At 64.4% G+C, this 16243-nt stretch carries 13 protein-coding genes; 4 read left to right on the forward strand and 9 right to left on the reverse strand.

From position 1 onward, the window contains the following. Positions 1 to 181: 181 nt before the first annotated feature. Complete coding sequence (locus tag ABI660_RS20055; RefSeq protein ID WP_348071427.1) at positions 182 to 1381, forward strand: serine hydrolase; 1200 nt, start codon at positions 182 to 184, stop codon at positions 1379 to 1381. 10 nt (positions 1382 to 1391) lie between these two features. Here the strand turns inward: ABI660_RS20055 and ABI660_RS20060 are convergent, their stop codons facing one another. Together ABI660_RS20060 and ABI660_RS20065 are read right to left on the reverse strand one after the other, a co-directional pair. Next, complete coding sequence (locus ABI660_RS20060) at positions 1392 to 2225, reverse strand: aldo/keto reductase (RefSeq protein ID WP_348071428.1); 834 nt, start codon at positions 2223 to 2225, stop codon at positions 1392 to 1394. Between the two features lie 5 nt (positions 2226 to 2230). Beyond that, entirely contained in the window at positions 2231 to 3292 is a 1062-nt protein-coding gene (locus ABI660_RS20065; RefSeq protein WP_348071429.1) for a DUF6352 family protein, read from the reverse strand. A gap of 243 nt (positions 3293 to 3535) precedes the next feature. Here ABI660_RS20065 and ABI660_RS20070 point away from each other — a divergent pair, with 243 nt between their 5' ends. Beyond that, positions 3536 to 4063: a hypothetical protein gene (locus tag ABI660_RS20070; RefSeq protein ID WP_348071430.1), complete on the forward strand. Its 528-nt coding sequence runs from the start codon at positions 3536 to 3538 to the stop codon at positions 4061 to 4063. Here ABI660_RS20070 and ABI660_RS20075 read toward each other — a convergent pair. After that, on the reverse strand, positions 4060 to 4968 hold the full coding sequence (locus ABI660_RS20075) for a LysR substrate-binding domain-containing protein (RefSeq protein ID WP_348071432.1): 909 nt from the start codon (positions 4966 to 4968) through the stop codon (positions 4060 to 4062). The genes ABI660_RS20070 and ABI660_RS20075 overlap by 4 nt on opposite strands. Before the next feature lie 183 nt (positions 4969 to 5151). On the opposite strand from ABI660_RS20075, the gene ABI660_RS20080 reads away from it, so the two are divergent. Both ABI660_RS20080 and ABI660_RS20085 read left to right on the forward strand, forming a co-directional pair. Further along, positions 5152 to 6342 carry an acyl-CoA dehydrogenase gene (locus ABI660_RS20080; protein WP_348071434.1) on the forward strand — a complete coding sequence of 397 codons (1191 nt, stop codon included), beginning with the start codon at positions 5152 to 5154 and terminating at the stop codon, positions 6340 to 6342. A 4-nt stretch (positions 6343 to 6346) separates the two neighbouring features. Next, complete coding sequence (locus ABI660_RS20085; RefSeq protein WP_348071436.1) at positions 6347 to 7558, forward strand: CaiB/BaiF CoA-transferase family protein; 1212 nt, start codon at positions 6347 to 6349, stop codon at positions 7556 to 7558. Between the two features lie 132 nt (positions 7559 to 7690). Here ABI660_RS20085 and ABI660_RS20090 read toward each other — a convergent pair whose 3' ends face one another. Genes ABI660_RS20090 through ABI660_RS20115 form a run of 6 tightly spaced genes read right to left on the reverse strand, consistent with a single transcriptional unit; the run spans position 7691 to position 16036 of the window. Next, positions 7691 to 11338 (reverse strand): molybdopterin cofactor-binding domain-containing protein, encoded by a 3648-nt coding sequence (locus ABI660_RS20090; protein WP_348071438.1) that lies wholly within the window; start codon positions 11336 to 11338, stop codon positions 7691 to 7693. Then, positions 11335 to 11832, reverse strand: coding sequence for a (2Fe-2S)-binding protein (locus ABI660_RS20095; RefSeq protein WP_348071440.1), 498 nt, complete (start codon positions 11830 to 11832; stop codon positions 11335 to 11337). Before ABI660_RS20095 ends, ABI660_RS20090 begins: the two co-directional genes overlap by 4 nt. Positions 11833 to 11860: 28 nt before the next feature. Beyond that, the gene (gene pncA, locus ABI660_RS20100; protein WP_348071442.1) at positions 11861 to 12586 is read right to left on the reverse strand and encodes a bifunctional nicotinamidase/pyrazinamidase; all 726 of its coding nucleotides are present in this window, start codon (positions 12584 to 12586) and stop codon (positions 11861 to 11863) included. A gap of 38 nt (positions 12587 to 12624) precedes the next feature. Next, the gene (locus ABI660_RS20105; protein ID WP_348071444.1) at positions 12625 to 13362 is read right to left on the reverse strand and encodes an ABC transporter ATP-binding protein; all 738 of its coding nucleotides are present in this window, start codon (positions 13360 to 13362) and stop codon (positions 12625 to 12627) included. Beyond that, positions 13359 to 14141 carry an ABC transporter ATP-binding protein gene (locus ABI660_RS20110; protein ID WP_348071446.1) on the reverse strand — a complete coding sequence of 261 codons (783 nt, stop codon included), beginning with the start codon at positions 14139 to 14141 and terminating at the stop codon, positions 13359 to 13361. The genes ABI660_RS20105 and ABI660_RS20110 overlap by 4 nt, the downstream gene beginning before the upstream one ends. Next, positions 14138 to 16036 (reverse strand): ABC transporter permease, encoded by a 1899-nt coding sequence (locus ABI660_RS20115; protein WP_348071448.1) that lies wholly within the window; start codon positions 16034 to 16036, stop codon positions 14138 to 14140. The genes ABI660_RS20110 and ABI660_RS20115 overlap by 4 nt, the downstream gene beginning before the upstream one ends. Between the last annotated feature and the right edge of the window lie 207 nt (positions 16037 to 16243).

The raw sequence follows: 16243 nt of genomic DNA on the forward strand, positions 1-16243 counted from the left end.
GGGCGCAGATGTCGGCTTCGACGCGGATTTTTTTGGGCATGGAGGGCTCCGGGTTAGAAAAATGGCAGAACCCGGTATTTTAAGCCACTGGCCGGGTCGGGCCGGCAGGGAGCCGTTTCCGGGCGCCCATGCCAGGGGCGATCACGCCCCTGGTCTCCCGAATTCCCGGTACATTCCTGCCATGAAACGACGCACGCTCCTGCTGTCCGCAGCTGCCCTGCCTCTGCTGCCGATGCCCGCTGCGGGGGCCAATGAGGCCTGGGGCGAAGCCCGGAACTACCCCGGCGGCTGGGGCAATCCGCCAAATTGGGTTGGTCACAAGGACTTGCGTGTCGGCAACTATTCGGGCGGCTATGAAAAGATGTTTCCGGTGCACACGCTGGCGGCGCAGGCGCAGGCCAGCCCGCTGGCCGTGCAACTGCGCGACGACATCCGGTATCGCTGGGGCCTCCTGAGCAAAACACCCGGTGAGTATGTCCAGGGCCTGCCGGTCACCAGTCTGCTGATCGCGCGCCGGGGCGTGATTCTGGCCGAGCACTACCGCTTCGGCCGCCAGCCCGACATGCGGCTGACCAGCTGGTCCATGGCAAAAAGCGTGACCTCGCTGCTGCTGGGCATCTGCCTGGACCGCGGCCTGCTGCGCTCGCTCGACGACACGGCGCAGGTCTATGCGGAGGAACTCAAAGGCAGCCTGCACGGCGGCATCACCCTGCGTAACCTGGCCAACATGTCCAGCGGCGCGGCCGTGCTGCATGACCGCGACAACCCGCAGATCTACCCCAAGGCTTTCCTGCGCAAGAACAGCGACCTGGAGCTGACGGTCAGGGACTGGAACCAGAGCGAAGGCCCGCAAGGCACGCGCTACAACTACAACGAGTTGTGCCCTCTGACCATTGGCATGGTGATACGCCGCGTGACCGGCAAAACGCTGTCGGCCTTTGCCGAGGAAGCGCTGTGGCAGCCCATGGGCGCCGAAGCCGACGCGACATGGCTGACCGATTCACACGACAGGGAATACAACTGCATCGGTTTTGCGGCCCGACTGCGCGACTGGGCACGGCTCGGCCAGCTTGTCGCACAAAACGGCGCCATGCAGGGCCGGCAGGTGGTCAGCGAGCGCTGGGTCAACGAATGCGCGAGCTGGTCGGACCGAGATGCCCAGGTACGCCATGGGGTCGCCATGCCCGGCATGGGCTACAAGTATTTTTTCTGGCACCCGAAAGCCGACGGCTCCTGGATGATGATGAATGGCCATCACGGCCAGCGCGTGCTGGTAGACCGCAAGACCCAGACCGTGATGGTGCAGACCGCGGTAGACAGCGAAGGGCCGTGGCAGCGGGAGTTTTTTGCACTGTTCGAGGCGGCGACACAGCTGGCCTGAGCAGCGGGACTCAGATCATCTCCAGCGGCACAGGGCCGCGCGGCGGCGCAAACAAGGCATCGAGTTCCGCCAGTTGCGCGGCATCGACCACGATGTCAGCGGCGGAAACGTTTTCGCGCAGTCGCTGTGAATCGCTGGTTTTCGGAATGGCGATGACATCGCCCTGCCCCAGCAGCCAGGCCAGCGCCGCCTGGCTGGCCAGCATGCCGTGGCGCTTTGCAAAGGACACAAGCCCTGGGTGACGCAGCAGCCGCGCCTGCTCCATCGGCGAATAAGCCATCACCGGCATGCGTCGCTCACGCATCCAGGGCAGCAGGTCCCATTCGATGCCGCGGCGTGACAGGTTGTACAGCAGCTGGTTGGTCTGCACGCCGTGCCCGTCGGGTAACGCCCACAGCTCCCGCATGTCGGCCATGTCGAGGTTGCTCACACCATAGTGGCGAATCTTGCCGGCCTGCTGCAATGCCGCCAGCCCCGCCAAGGTTTCGGCCAGCGGCACGGAACCGCGCCAGTGCAGCAGGTAGAGGTCGATGCGGTCGGTCTTCAGCCGGCGCAGGCTGCGCTCGCACGCGGCCGCCACGCCAGCCGCCGAGGCGTTGTGCGGATACACCTTGCTGACCACAAAGGCTTGTTCGCGCCGCCCTTGCAGTGCCTCGCCCACCAGCTCCTCGGCCAGGCCTTCGCCGTACATTTCCGCGGTGTCGATCAGGCTGGCGCCGAGATCCAGGCCCAGGCGCAGGGTGGCGATCTCCTGCGCACGCAGGCCGGGAGCCTCGCCCATGCGCCAGGTGCCCATGCCCAGCGCGGGGACCGCTTCAGCAGAAGGCAACATCACTGTTTTCATGGCGATTACACCTGCGCGCGCAGCGGCAAATTGACCAGCAGATTTTGCGGCTTGAGGCGGAGCACACGCTCGGCATTCATCATCAGCCCGAGGTAAACCGGCTTGCCAGCCACGTCCGCGCGCATCTCCTGCGGCTCTACAAAATCCAGCCTAAACAGACTGACCAGGCGCTGCATGCGCTCGGGCGCCACTTCCCGGCCTTCGTACAGGTCGTTGAGCAGCGCCGTGGCATCAATGTCCAGGCCCACATGCCAGCGCCAGGCTTCGTCATCGACTTTTTGCAGCGGCCGGATGGTGACGGCCGCGCCGAGAAAATGCTGCACCCATTTTTCCAGCACACGCGCCAGTGCCTTCAGGCCGGAGCGGGCGCGCGTCATGGTGAAGACCAGGCCGTGGCTCAGGTCGTTGGTGACCTCGTGCCTCAGGTCGAGCAGAAAGCTGTGGCGCTCGCTGGCCTCCCAGTAATCGGGGGCATTGCTGTCTGACAGCACCTGCATGTCAATACTGCGCAGCGGCGCCCCGGCCTCCGCAAGGAACCGGCCGAAGTCACCCAGTCCGCCGTGATCATTCAGCATGTCGAGCCGGTCACGGTCGCCGGCCAGCACCTGGCCCTCTTCGGTGGAAATGCGTTGCGGGCGAAACAGCATTTCGGCGGCGCGCACTTCGTAGGCGTCCGTCGCATCGTCGAGCAGGTTGCGCACGATGGCTTGGGCCAACAGGTCAATGAACAGCGGCGGGATGCTGATGCTGCCGGCACGGAACAGGCTCAGGTAATACGCCTCCAGCGTGCCGGCATCCAGCAGCCCGTCACGAAAACGCAGAAACAGGCCGTAGCTCTCGCGGGCATCGTCGTCCTGAAGGGCCTGCAGCTCTGCGTCGGGCACAGGGCGAGTGGGCGCATCCTGCAAAGTAGCGTGCAGGGTCTGCTCGGCGCGGCAGGACTCGGGCAGCAGCGCCAGTTCTGGGCGAACCAGGAACAGGCGCAGGTAGTCGTCGGTGGGCAGCATCCAGCCCCGGGCATTGCGCTGGAGCTGGCTGAAACCGCTGGAAGGCCAGAAATTTTGCATGGTGGCCATCCTCTCACATTGGGCGAGGTATCCCTGTTGCGTTCATTCACTCCTGTTTTGATAGCTACCGGTGTCCTCGACATAAGGGCTGGAGGCCAATTTCACTACAAAAAAGCGCAAGAACCCCTGTTTGAAGCGACACGGAAAAAGCGCAGGTGCCAGGGTTGGCGCCGGTGTTTTTCGGCTTTGCGTACAGTAGGCTTTGTTTGGCGCCTTCATTGGCGCAGCTGACGGAGACACCCCATGAACCGCATGATGAAATTTCCTGGATATTCAAGCGCTAGCCCCGCTTTGCTGGCGGTGGTTCTGCTGGCGCTGGGCCTGCCGGCCTGGGCGCAGCTGCCTACCGTGACCACCCGCACTGAAACCTGGACGGGTAGCAGCCCGCCCCCCGACTACAACGCGTATGAACGGGACCAGTGGGAATGGCGGCGGCAGCAGCGCGAACACGAGCGCCGCCAGCTTGAACTGACACGCCGGCAGGATGCGCAAATTCGCCAGAGCCAGGAGTCGATCGGACAGCGTGCCCTGCGCGAACAGGCGCAGCGCAACGGCACCTGGGTGCCGGAACGGCCTGGGCTCAGCGACCAGGAGCTGGCCTGGCGGGAGCAGCAGCAGTTGCAGCGCGAGCAATGGCGGCAACAGCGGGACCTGACGCGCCAGGACGACCAGCGCATCCGGCAGGACAGCGAGTCGATCGGCCAGCGCGCCCTGCGCGAGCAGGCCCAGAAACATCGCAGTGAGGGCAGCCTCCCCAGCAACAAGCGCTAGCCGGCCTGCACGCTGCGGTAGCGTGCCGCTTCCTGCTCCAGCCAGCCGCGAAACAGCGCCAGCACCGCGTTGTCGGACTTCTGTTCCGGATAAATGAAGTAATAACGCCGGTCGCTGAGGAACTCGTGCTCGATCAGCGGCACCAGGCGGCCCTGTTTCAAGTGGTCTTCAATCAGGAAACGCGGAATCAGGGCCAGGCCCTGGCCATGGATGGCAGCTTCGGTGGTGATGGAAAACAGCTCCATGCGCGCACCGGCCAGGTCGTTCTCGACGCTCAAACCCAGCGACTCAAACCACTGCCGCCAGGCATAGGGTCGCGTGCTCATCTGCAGCAGCGGCAGGTGCGCCAGGTCCGCGGCCTTGAGGCTGCGCCGCGTCTTGACCAGCGCCGGGCTGCCGACCGCCACCAGGCGTTCGTCCATCAGGAAACAGGACTCCGTACCCGGCCAACCGGCGTCGCCCGCAAAAATGGCCGCATCCAGCGCGGTATCGGCAAACAGGAAAGGCCGCGTGCGGGACGACAGGTGCACCGCAATATCGGGGTGCAGGCGCTGGAAATCGCCGAGCCGCGGCACCAGCCACTTGGCGGCAAAGGTCGGCACCACCCCCAGCTCCAGCGCCCCACCCGCGCCGCCCTTGGCCATCAGCGTCAATGTATCGCGCTCCACATCATCCAGGCGAGCACGCACATCGCGGGCGTAGTTGGTGCCCGCTTCAGTGAGCAGTACCCCGCGTTTGGTGCGCCTGAACAGCTTCACGCTCAGGAAGTCCTCCAGACCGGCGATCTGACGGCACACCGCACTCTGGGTGACGGCGTGCTCGTGCGCCGCCTGGGTAAAACTCTGGTGACGCGCAGCCGATTCAAACAGGGCCAGAGCGGTGGTGGAGGGAATTTTTCGTCGCATGCGGGCTCCTGCGGCATCTGCCGTTTCGGAGTTCCATTTTGGCACACCCAAGTTCCAAATCATCTGTTGCGCCTGGTAGGCAGGTCAGCTTATGCTTGAGACAAATCCGGTCCTTTTCCCGGCCTTCCTGAGTTGCGGTTTACGCACACAGAGAGGCCCAACACATTCCTTTGGAGACACCCCATGAGCCCCAGCCCCCACAAAGCCAGCTTCCACTGGGCTGACCCCCTGCTGCTCGACCAGCAACTGAGCGAAGACGAACGCATGGTGCGCGACACCGCCAGCGCCTACTGCCAGGAACAGCTCGCGCCGCGCGTGCTGGAAGCCTTCCGCCATGAAAAAACCGATGTGGGGATTTTTCGCGAGATGGGTTCGCTCGGCCTGCTCGGCAGCACCATCCCCGAAGCCTATGGCGGCGCCGGCCTGAACTACGTTTGTTACGGCCTGGTGGCACGTGAAGTCGAGCGTGTCGATTCGGGCTACCGCTCCATGATGAGCGTGCAGTCTTCGCTGGTGATGGTGCCTATCAACGAGTTCGGCAACGAAGCCACGAAACAGAAATACCTGCCGAAACTGGCCACCGGAGAATGGATTGGCTGCTTCGGCCTGACCGAACCCAACCACGGCTCCGACCCCGGCAGCATGATCACGCGCGCCAAAAAGGTGGACGGCGGCTACAAGCTGTCGGGCGCCAAGATGTGGATCACCAACAGCCCGATTGCCGACGTGTTTGTGGTCTGGGCCAAAGATGACGAGGGCGCCATTCGCGGTTTTGTGCTGGAAAAAGGCTGGAAAGGCCTGAGCGCACCGGCCGTGCACGGCAAGGTTGGCCTGCGCGCCTCCATCACCGGGGAAATCGTCATGGACGAGGTGTTCTGCCCCGAAGAAAACGCTTTTCCCGAGGTGCGCGGCCTGAAGGGCCCGTTCACCTGCCTCAACTCGGCCCGCTACGGCATTGCCTGGGGTGCGCTGGGTGCGGCGGAAGACTGCTTCCACAAGGCACGCCAGTACACGCTGGACCGCAAGCAGTTTGGCCGTCCGCTGGCCGCCAACCAGCTGATCCAGAAAAAACTCGCCGACATGGAAACCGAAATCGCGCTCGGCCTGCAGGGCTGCCTCCGCCTGGGCCGCATGAAGGATGAAGGCACGGCCTCTGTGGAGGTCACATCCATCATGAAGCGCAACTCGTGCGGCAAGGCACTCGACATTGCGCGCATGGCGCGCGACATGCTGGGCGGCAACGGCATCAGCGACGAGTTCGGCGTGGCGCGGCACCTGGTCAACCTGGAAGTCGTCAACACCTACGAAGGCACGCACGACGTGCATGCGCTGATCCTGGGCCGCGGCATCACCGGCATCTCGGCCTTTTCCTGAATTCATGAGCACGACTGACGTGCGCCCGCCGCCGCTGACCGGTGTGCGGGTGCTGGACCTGTCGCGCGTGCTCGCCGGCCCCTGGGCCGGGCAATTGCTCGCCGACCTGGGTGCCGACGTGGTCAAGGTCGAAAAGCCGGGCGCTGGTGACGACACCCGCGCCTGGGGCCCGCCCTACCTGAAAGACGCCTCTGGCCGCGACACCACCGAGGCCGCCTACTTTCTCTGCGCCAACCGCAACAAGCGTTCGGTCGCCATCGACATCGCCACGCCTGAAGGGCAGGCGCAGGTGCGCGCGCTGGCGCAGCAAGCCGACGTGGTGCTGGAGAACTTCAAGGTCGGCGGGCTCAAACGTTATGGACTGGATTACGCCAGCCTGAAGGAAACGAACCCGCGTCTGGTCTATTGCTCGATCACCGGCTTCGGGCAGACCGGCCCTTATGCGGCACGCGCGGGTTACGACTTCCTGATCCAGGGCATGGGCGGGCTGATGAGTGTGACCGGCCGCCCTGACGGCGAGGCCGGCGCCGGCCCGCAAAAAGTCGGCGTGGCGCTGACCGACATCATGACCGGGCTCTACGCCACGATTGCTGTGCAGGCCGCCCTGGCCGAACGCGAGAAGTCCGGCCAGGGACAACACATCGACCTGGCGCTGCTGGACGTGCAGATCGCCTGCCTGGCGAACCAGGCCTCCAACTATCTGGCCGGAAAAATCGTGCCGCACCAGATGGGCAATGCGCATCCGAACATCGTGCCCTACCAGGACTTTCCCACGGCTGACGGCGACATCATCCTCGCGGTGGGAAATGACGAGCAGTTCGCCAAATTCTGCAAGGTCGCGGACCACCCCGAATGGTCGGCCGATGACCGCTTTTCCAACAACGCCCAACGCGTGGCAAACCGCGCGGTGCTGGTCCCTCTGCTGCGCCAGGCCACGGTGATGCGCACTTCGGCCAGCTGGATTGCTGCGCTCGAAGCTGCCGGTGTGCCCTGCGGCCCAATCAATCGCATCGATGAAGTGTTTGCAGACCCGCAAGTGATCGCGCGCGGTTTGCAGATCAGCCTGCCGCATGTACTGGCCGGCAGCGTGCCGCTGGTCGCCAATCCGATTCGCCTGTCCGGCTCGCCGGTGGCCTATCAGCGGCCGCCGCCCCTGCTGGGCGAACACACGGCAGAGGTGCTGGCGCAGTGGCTGGGCGAACAAACGACTGCCTGACCGTCTGCATTCCTAAATTCTGGATTTTCAAGCAAAAAGTGTCTCTAGCCCCCGTCTAACGGGGGTTACCAGCTGCTAATTCAATAGCAAACCACGAACAACCAGATCCGATCCAGGCAGGGCACCGCCACGTCATGGCTCCGGCGTTGCACGCAAGCGCGACACGGTGGCGGGCAGATCTTTCCACACAGGCTGAGCGGGCGCATAACGGCCGCGCATGTAGCTTGCCAGCGTCGCAATCTGCCCGTCGTCCAGGCTGTGGCGGAAGGCCGGCATGAAACCGATCTGTGCTGTCGCGGGTGTGCGAATGCCGTCCAGGATCACACGAATCAGGTTGTCGGGCCGCTCGCTGTGCAGCTTGCTGTTCAGGGCCAGCGGTGCATTGACGCCCAGCAGCTTCGGGCCGTTGCCATCATGATGGCAGGAGGCGCATGCGCCGTTGAACAAGCGTTGGCCGGGACCGGGCAGGGCGGCGCCGCTTTGCTGGGCAGACAGCACCACCTGCTTCGCACGTTCGGCGCTCTCAGGCTCGACCAGGGGCTGGTTGAATGACGTCAGGTAGCTGGCCATGGCGCGGATATCGTCGTCGGGCAAGGCGCTGAGCTCCTTGACCACCGGAGCCATCGGGCCGGCGGCGGCGCCGTGCTGCGGGCTGTAGCCCTGGCGCAGATAGCGGTACAACTCGGCGGAAGTCCAGGGTACCGGCGCGCGTGACAAGGCTGTCAACGCGGGCGCTTCCCAGCCATCGACCACCGCACCGGACAGGAAGGCCGGGCCACCGCGCTCGGCGCCCAGCGCATTACGCGGCGTATGGCAGGCACCGCAATGGCCCAGGCCGTTGACCAGGTAGGCGCCGCGGTTCCATTCCACGCTTTGTGTCGGGTCCGCGCGGTAGGGCGCCGGGTCATGAGACATTGCATTCCAGGCTGCCATCAGGGGACGCACGCTGAAGGGAAACGCAAGCTGTGTGGCGGATGTCTGTGCGCGCACCGCAGGCTGGGCCATGAGGTAGGCATACAGCGCCGTCAGATCGTCATCACTGGTTTTGGCAAAGGCCGTGTAGGGAAAGGCCGGATACAGGTGGTGCCCATCCCGCGAGATACCTTCACGCATGGCGCGCTGGAAGGCGCTGAAGGACCACTGGCCGATGCCAGTCTGCGCATCGGGCGTGAGGTTGGTGGTGAATATCTTGCCGAAAGGCGTTTCCATCGCCCGGCCGCCAGCGTTGGGCACGCCGCCTGGCGCGGTGTGGCACACAACACAGTCACCCGCCGCCGCAAGCTGCCGGCCGCGTTCAATCGTCTCTGCGGTGTCAATCGATGAACCACCCGACAACACCGGTGCAATCGCCGGCCGCCAACCCAGCAACGCAGCCGCCAGGCCAAACACGCCGGCCAGCATGGCGCCGGCACGCGACCAACGGCCCAGGCCTTGGGGCCAGGGCGCGTTGTCGGGCGGGCGAGCCGGCGGAGGCGGTGCGGCCAGAGCGGGCGATACGGTCGGTATTTTTTCAGGCGCTGGCTGCAGCGCGGCACGCACCACTTCCGCAGTGAAAGGCGGCTGGCGAAAGCGCACGCCGGTCGCGTCAAAAATGGCATTGGCGATGGCGGCGGTGCCGGGCACCGAGGATGACTCACCCGCACCCAGCGGCGGCTCGCCTGGGCGCGCCATGGTCACCACCTCGATCACCGGCACATCCCTGAAGCTCAGGATTGGGTAGCTGCCCCACTCCAGGCTGGCCACGGTGTTGGTTGTCGGGTTCAGGGCCACCTGCTCGGTGAGCGCCCGGCTGGTGGTCTGCACCACGTTGCCGTGGATCTGGTGCTGCACACCGGCGGGGTTGATCAGCGTGCCGGCATCATGGCCCACCACCACCCGCCGCACCTGCACTTCACCGGTCTTGCGATTAACCTCGACATCAGCAACCCAGGCGGCCCAGGCTGCGCCATAACCCGGCCATTTGCTGTGCACGTAACGCGCGTAAGCCACGCCCTGGCCTAGCACGATGTCAGACGCCCCGCTTTGTTCCCCGCCCTGCTGCTGCGGCTGCGTGTGAACTTTCCAGCCGGCACGGTCGGCCGTGGCGCGCAGCAGCTCGGCGGCGCGCGGCTCAGTCAAATAACGCAGCCGGAATTCCACCGGGTCCACGCCCGCCGCCGTCGCCAGTTCGTCGATGTAGGACTCGTGTGCAAAGGAATTGGGCAAGGCCGATACACCGCGCAGCCAGGAGGCGCGCAACATGGGCGGCATGTCGTTGATCGACACGCGCAGGTTCTCGTAGTCGTAAGGCGGGCGGGCGCTGCGGTCGCCCATCTCGTAAGCGCGCGCCACGGGCTCGACGGTGCGCGTGAGCAGCAGTGCCAGCGTCGGTGCACCGTTGGAGGGGTAGGACGTCTGGAAGTCGTAAGCGGCAACCGAGCCGTCGGCATTCAAGCCACCGTTGACCTGCATGAGCTGCGCCGCACCCTTGGGCTCCCAGGCATGTTCCTGTTCGCGCGTGAGCTGCACCCGCACCGGCGCACCGACCGCGCGTGAGAGCAACGCAGCATCCGCTGCTACATCGTCGGCACAGTTGCGGCCGTAACAGCCGGCCGCTTCCATACGGATCACATCAATATCGAGATCCGGCAACCCCATGAGCTGCGACAGGTCGGCGCGCAACACGTGGGGATTTTGTGTGCCGGCCCAGACCGTTAAACCTTTGCCTTGCCAGTCGGCTAGCGCACAGGACGGCCCGATGGAGCCATGCATCTGGTAAGGCCAGACATAGTTCCGCGGCAAACGCTGCTCGGCACCTGCCATCGCGGCGTCTACGTCGCCCTCGTCAACCAGCTTGCGCTGCGTCGCCGGGTTGGCGCGGATGGCGGTTTCCAGATCGTCCAGATTGCTCAGGCCTGGCCAAGGCTTCCACTGGACACGCAACTCGCGCAGCGCCTGCTCGGCATGCTCTTCACGCTCGGCGACGATGCCGATGAAATCGCGGATAACCACGACGGCACGAATACCCGGAATGTGCGAGATCGAGGACTCGTCGACCGATTTCAGCGTATTGCCGATGAAGTCGCCATGGTCAGCCCCGGCATAAGGTGGCCGCACGACGCGGCCATGCAGCATGCCCGGCACGCGCATGTCGTGCACAAAGGTCAGCGCTCCCGTGGCCTTGGCCGGAATGTCAACGCGCGCCGTGCTGGTGCCGACGATGCGGTAGTCGTCCGGAGATTTCAGCGGCGAATCCAGCGCCAGCGAAAGTTCCACATGCTGCTGTGCAACCAGCGCGCCGTAGGCCACCGAACGGCTATCACTGCCGATCACCGACACCAGGCCGTCATGCACCGTCAGCAGTGCGCGGTCCACCTGCAACACACCGGCGGCCCGGCTCACCAGCCAGGCACACGCCTGGGCAGCAGCAGCCCGCAAAGGTACAGCATGAATCTGAATCGAAGCGCTGGCAATCGTGGCGCCCTGATTCGGCGCGCGGGTGGTATCGCCCAGCACCATGTGGATACTGGCCAGCGGAACATCAAGCTCTTCCGCCACAATCTGGCTGAGGGCGGTGCGAATACCGGTGCCCAGGTCCACATGGCCGTTCAGGGCCGTCACACTGCCGTCATCCCAAACAGCCAACAGTATCTCCACCCCTTCAAGTGGATTGCCGCTGATCAGCGCAGGTTGGCCCTGGGCCGGCGGCAGGGCGGGAGGCGGTTCGCGCGTGACCAGCAGCACGCCACCTGCAGCGTGAAAGCCGGCGCGTGTGAGCGGGGTGTCCGCGCGGCGTGTCATGACTTGTCCGCCCGCGCCGAAACCGGGCGCATCAATTGGGCCGCGCGCCTGACCGCCCTGAGGATTTCCAGGTAGGTACCGCAACGGCACAGGTTGCCGGACAGCTCGCTTCGTATCTCGTCGTCCGTCGGTTCCGGCTTGCGCGCCAGCAGCGCCACCGTCATCATGATCATGCCGCTCAGGCAGTAACCGCACTGGGCCGCCTGCTCTTCGATGAAAGCCTGTTGCACCGGATGAAGCGCCTCGAGGGACCCCAAACCTTCCAGCGTGGTGATCTCGCGGCCGGCCACACCGCCAGTCGGAATCACGCAGGCGCGCGCAGCCACCCCATCGACCAGCACCGTGCAAGCCCCACACTCACCCAGGCCGCAGCCGTATTTGGGGCTGTTGAGCTCCAGGTCGTTGCGCAACACGCCCAGCAGAGAAGCCTGCGGCGAGACCGCCAGTGTTCGCGTCAACCGGTTGACGCTGAGGGTCACGACCTCTGTGATCATTGGGTCCGAGGGCAAGTCAGGACGAGCTTCAGGCCAGGTCGGTGGACTGGATTCGTTTGACGCCCTTGGCCGTCATCTGTTTCCATGCGGCGGCCAGCGAACCGTTCAGGTCGATGGCGCGCGTGGCGTCTTCGATCACATAGGCCTCGAAGCCTGCCTTGCGCGCATCCATCGCGGTCCAGGCGACACAGAAGTCGGTCGCCAGCCCGGTCACGAAAACGCGCTTGATGCCGCGCTGCTTGAGGTAGCCGCCCAGGCCGGTCGGCGTCTTGCCGTCGGCTTCGGTGAAGGCCGAATAACTGTCCACTTCCTGGTGGTAGCCCTTGCGCACAATGACCTGCGCGGTGGGCAGCGCCAGGTCCTTGTGCAGCGCGGCGTCATCGGTGCCCTGCACGCAGTGGTCGGGCCACAACACCTGGTTGCCATAGGCGAGCTTTTTAACTTCAAAAGGCTTTTTGCCAGCGTGGGTGCTGGCAAAGGACGCATGGCCCTTGGTATGCCAGTCCTGCGTGATGACGATGTTCTCGAAAGCGCGTGCGAGTTTGTTGATGACCGGCACCACTTCTTCGCCGCCTTTGACGGGCAAGGTGCCGCCGGTCACGAAACAGTTCTGCACATCAACAACAATCAGCGCGCTTTTGCCGTCGGGCTTGATGCCGGCGGCGAAGGCCACGCGGCCGGCCAGACCGATGGCCGCCACGAGGCCGCCGCCAGACAGGGTTTTCAATAGGGTTCTGCGGGTAGCTGGATGCATGATGCGATCTCCTTGGAACGGATTAAAACAACATGGCGCTAAACACTGAGGTAGGCGCGCCGCACCTCTTCGTTGGCCGACAGCTCGGCCATGGAACCCTCGTAGCGGATCTGGCCTTTTTCGAGCACATAAGCCCGGTCCGACACCAGCTCCGCGAAATGCATGTTCTGTTCGGATAGCAAAATACTGACGCCCTGAGATTTGAGCTCCAGGATCATCTGCGCCATCTGTTCGACGATCACCGGTGCCACGCCTTCCGAGGGCTCGTCCAGCAGGACCAGGTAGGGATTGCCCATCAGGGTGCGCGCCACCGTCAGCATCTGCTGCTCGCCGCCGCTCATGCGGCCACCCTGGCGGTTCGGCATCTCGCCGAGGTTGGGGAACAACTTGAACAGGCGCTCGGGCGTCCAGAGCGGGGCCTCGCTGCCGTCCGGCCAGCGGCGCGGCGGCTGGCGCCCCACTTCCAGGTTTTCCATCACAGTCAGGTCGGTGAAAATACGCCTGTCCTCCGGCACGAAACCCAGGCCCATGCGTGCCGCATGGTGTGGCTCGCTTTTTGAAATGTCGGCACCGAGGAAGGAAACGATGCCGCGCCGCTTGTCCAGCATCCCGATCAGCGTTTTGAGCGTGGTGGATTTTCCGGCCCCGTTGCGCCCCATCAGGGCCACCACTTCACCGCGCCGCACTTCCATGCCTACGTCATAGAGGATCTGGGCGGCGCCATACCAGGCGCACAGGCCTTTGGCTTGCAGCAAAACTTCTTTCACGGTGCTCATGAGGCGGCATCCTTTTCCAGTGTCTTTTTCTCGAAGGTCTTGCCGCTGCCGAAATAGACCTCCTGGACTTTGGGGTGGTCGCGGATCTCCAGCGGCTTGCCTTCCGCAATCAGGCGCCCTCGTGCCAGCACAATCATGCGGTCAGCATAGGCAAACACCACGTCCATGCTGTGTTCGGTGAACAGCACCGCCATGCCACGGTCAATGACCAGCTGTTTGGTCAGGGCCATCAGGTCGTTGCGCTCTTTGGGTGCCATGCCCGCGGTGGGCTCGTCCATCAGCAGCAGCTTGGGGTTGTTGGCCATGGCCATGGCAAGCTCCACACGCTTGACGTCGCCATAAGCCAGCACGCTGCAGGGCCGGTCAGCCTGGGCTTTCATGTGGACCTGCTCGAGCAGCACCAGCGCCTCCTCGCGCTTGTGGCCGGCCGCGCGGCGCCACATGGAAAACAGCTTGCGGTCCGAGGACAGCAAAGCCATCTGGACGTTCTCGACAACCGTCAGCGAAGAAAAGGTTTCGGCAATCTGGAAAGTCCGGCTGACACCCAGCCGCCAGATGTCGCGCGGTGCCAGCCCGATCAATTCCTGGCCATTGAGCTGAATGGAGCCGGCATCGGCCCGCAACTGGCCATTGACCATGTTGAAGGTGGTGGACTTGCCGGCACCGTTGGGGCCAATCAGCGCCAGCAGCTCGCCGGCAGCCAGCTCGAAACTGATGCCGTCCACGGCCTTGACGCCACCGAATGATTTGCCCAGGCCGGACACTTTGAGCAAGCTCATGACTGCCCCTCTTTTGCGCCGCGCAGGCGCAACAGCAGCTGTTTGACAAAGCCGGCAATGCCTTGCGGAAACAGCAGCACGAGGATCAGGATGATGGCGCCCAGCATGGCACGCCAGTAGTCGGTGTTACGAGCCACCGTGTCGTGCAGCCAGGTGAAAGTAACGGCGCCGACAATCGGCCCGACCAGCGTCTGCACACCGCCCAGCAGCACCATGACCAGGCCATCAATGGACTTGCTCACGTGCAGGCTTTCCGGGGAAATGCTGCCTTTGGAGAACGCATACAGCGCGCCGGCCAGGCCTGCGAAAGTGCCGGCGATGACAAAGGCCACCCATTGCAGGCGCTTGACGTCGATGCCGATCGCGTCGGAGCGCAGCACCGAATCGCGTGCTGCACGCATGGCGTAGCCAAAGGGTGAATACAGCATGCGGTGCATCAGCAGCACGGCCCCGGCCACCAGTACCAGCGTCAGGTAGTAATACATTTTTTTGTCGGCCAGCCATTCGGACGGCCAGACACCGGTCAGGCCGTTGCTGCCACCGGTGAAGGCATCCCACTGGTAGCAGATCGCCCAGGTGATCTGCGCAAAGGCCAGGGTCAGCATGGCCAGGTACACGCCCGACAGGCGGACACAGAACCAGCCGTAGATGAAGGCCCCCAGCGCCGCGAGCGCAGGCGCGACGATCAGAGCCACCTCCATCGGCAGGTTCAGGCTGCGCACCAGCAAGGCGGCGCCGTAGGCCCCCAAGCCAAAGTAAGCCGCATGGCCAAAGGAGTGCATGCCGGCCGGCCCCATGATGAAGTGAAGGCTGGCGGCAAACAGCACCGCCACCAGCAAATCAATCAGCAGCACCGTGACGTAGGGCGATTGCGCGGCGAGCACCGGCACCAGGGCCAGCACGGCCAGCACGGCGGCGCCCCCATAGGTGTACAGGCGGTCCGGCGGACGCAAGGGCTCCTCGGCCGTGCCGGCATGGCGGCTGACCGCCTGCGGCCGGCCGAACAGCCCCCAGGGCCGGGCGACGAGCACAACGGCCATCACGAGAAACTCCACCACCAAGGTGAGTTTGGAAAACGAAATGCTGATGCCCCAGATTTCCACCAGGCCCAGCCAGATGCAGATCGCCTTCAGCTCGGCAATCAGCAGCGCCGCCACGTAGGCACCGGGAATCGAGCCCATGCCGCCGACCACCACGACCACAAAGGCCGCGCCGATGATGTTGAGGTCCATCTCCAGGTTCGCCGGTTCGCGCGGCAGCTGCAAGGCACCCCCCAGCCCAGCCAGCAACGCGCCCAGCGCGAACACCGCAGTAAACAGCCAGGCCTGGTTGACACCCAGCGCACTGACCATCTCCCGGTCTTGCGTGGCAGCACGCACCAGCGTGCCCCAACGGGTTTTGGTCAGCAGCAGCCAGAGCAGGCCGAGCACCACCGGACCTGCCACGATCAAAAAGAGGTCGTAAGACGGAAATTGCCTGCCGAGAATGGACACCGAGCCCGACAGACCGGGTGCCCGCGGGCCCAGCAGCTCTTCAGGCCCCCAGAACCACAACACCCCGTCCTTGATCACCAGGCCCAGCGCAAAGGTGGCCAGCAGCTGGAACAGTTCGGGCGCGCGGTAGATGCGGCGCAGCAGCAGGACTTCGACCAGTGCACCCAGCACACCGACGGCCAGGGCGGCAAGCAACAAAGCCGGCCAGAAACCGATCGTGCCGCCCAGGGTGGCCACCAGGGAATAGGCCACATAGATGCCGACCATGAAAAAAGAGCCGTGCGCGAAGTTGACGATACGCGTGACGCCAAAAATCAGCGACAGCCCGGCAGCCACCAGAAACAGCGACGATGCACCGGCCAGGCCATTGAGCAGCTGGACGACAAAGCCTGAAAAGCTCATGAATTACCCTTTTTACGCGGATGCAACAGACCATCTGCAGGCACCATGGCGCGCATGGAAGCCGTGCAGAAGTCACTCTGCCGGCAAAACCCCGGCACCCGCGTCATCGACAACGCGGGGCCGAACGGGGTTTCGCAGACCGCCAGCCCTGCTATTCCTTTTCTACATCATTCGTGAACGCGAAGGCGAAGCGACGACAGTACAGAC

The organism is Polaromonas sp. (genome assembly GCF_039930745.1).
Taxonomy (GTDB): domain Bacteria; phylum Pseudomonadota; class Gammaproteobacteria; order Burkholderiales; family Burkholderiaceae_C; genus Polaromonas.

Excerpts from the sequence above, each read along its gene's own strand:
- ABI660_RS20095 (WP_348071440.1), bottom strand. The coding sequence starts at position 11,832 with ATGATCACAGAGGTCGTGACCCTCAGCGTCAACCGGTTGACGCGAACA.
- ABI660_RS20070 (WP_348071430.1), top strand. The coding sequence starts at position 3,536 with ATGAACCGCATGATGAAATTTCCTGGATATTCAAGCGCTAGCCCCGCT.
- ABI660_RS20075 (WP_348071432.1), bottom strand. The coding sequence starts at position 4,968 with ATGCGACGAAAAATTCCCTCCACCACCGCTCTGGCCCTGTTTGAATCG.
- ABI660_RS20085 (WP_348071436.1), top strand. The coding sequence starts at position 6,347 with ATGAGCACGACTGACGTGCGCCCGCCGCCGCTGACCGGTGTGCGGGTG.
- pncA (WP_348071442.1), bottom strand. The coding sequence starts at position 12,586 with ATGCATCCAGCTACCCGCAGAACCCTATTGAAAACCCTGTCTGGCGGC.
- ABI660_RS20060 (WP_348071428.1), bottom strand. The coding sequence starts at position 2,225 with ATGAAAACAGTGATGTTGCCTTCTGCTGAAGCGGTCCCCGCGCTGGGC.
- ABI660_RS20105 (WP_348071444.1), bottom strand. The coding sequence starts at position 13,362 with ATGAGCACCGTGAAAGAAGTTTTGCTGCAAGCCAAAGGCCTGTGCGCC.
- ABI660_RS20090 (WP_348071438.1), bottom strand. The coding sequence starts at position 11,338 with ATGACACGCCGCGCGGACACCCCGCTCACACGCGCCGGCTTTCACGCT.
- ABI660_RS20110 (WP_348071446.1), bottom strand. The coding sequence starts at position 14,141 with ATGAGCTTGCTCAAAGTGTCCGGCCTGGGCAAATCATTCGGTGGCGTC.
- ABI660_RS20115 (WP_348071448.1), bottom strand. The coding sequence starts at position 16,036 with ATGAGCTTTTCAGGCTTTGTCGTCCAGCTGCTCAATGGCCTGGCCGGT.
- ABI660_RS20055 (WP_348071427.1), top strand. The coding sequence starts at position 182 with ATGAAACGACGCACGCTCCTGCTGTCCGCAGCTGCCCTGCCTCTGCTG.
- ABI660_RS20065 (WP_348071429.1), bottom strand. The coding sequence starts at position 3,292 with ATGCAAAATTTCTGGCCTTCCAGCGGTTTCAGCCAGCTCCAGCGCAAT.
- ABI660_RS20080 (WP_348071434.1), top strand. The coding sequence starts at position 5,152 with ATGAGCCCCAGCCCCCACAAAGCCAGCTTCCACTGGGCTGACCCCCTG.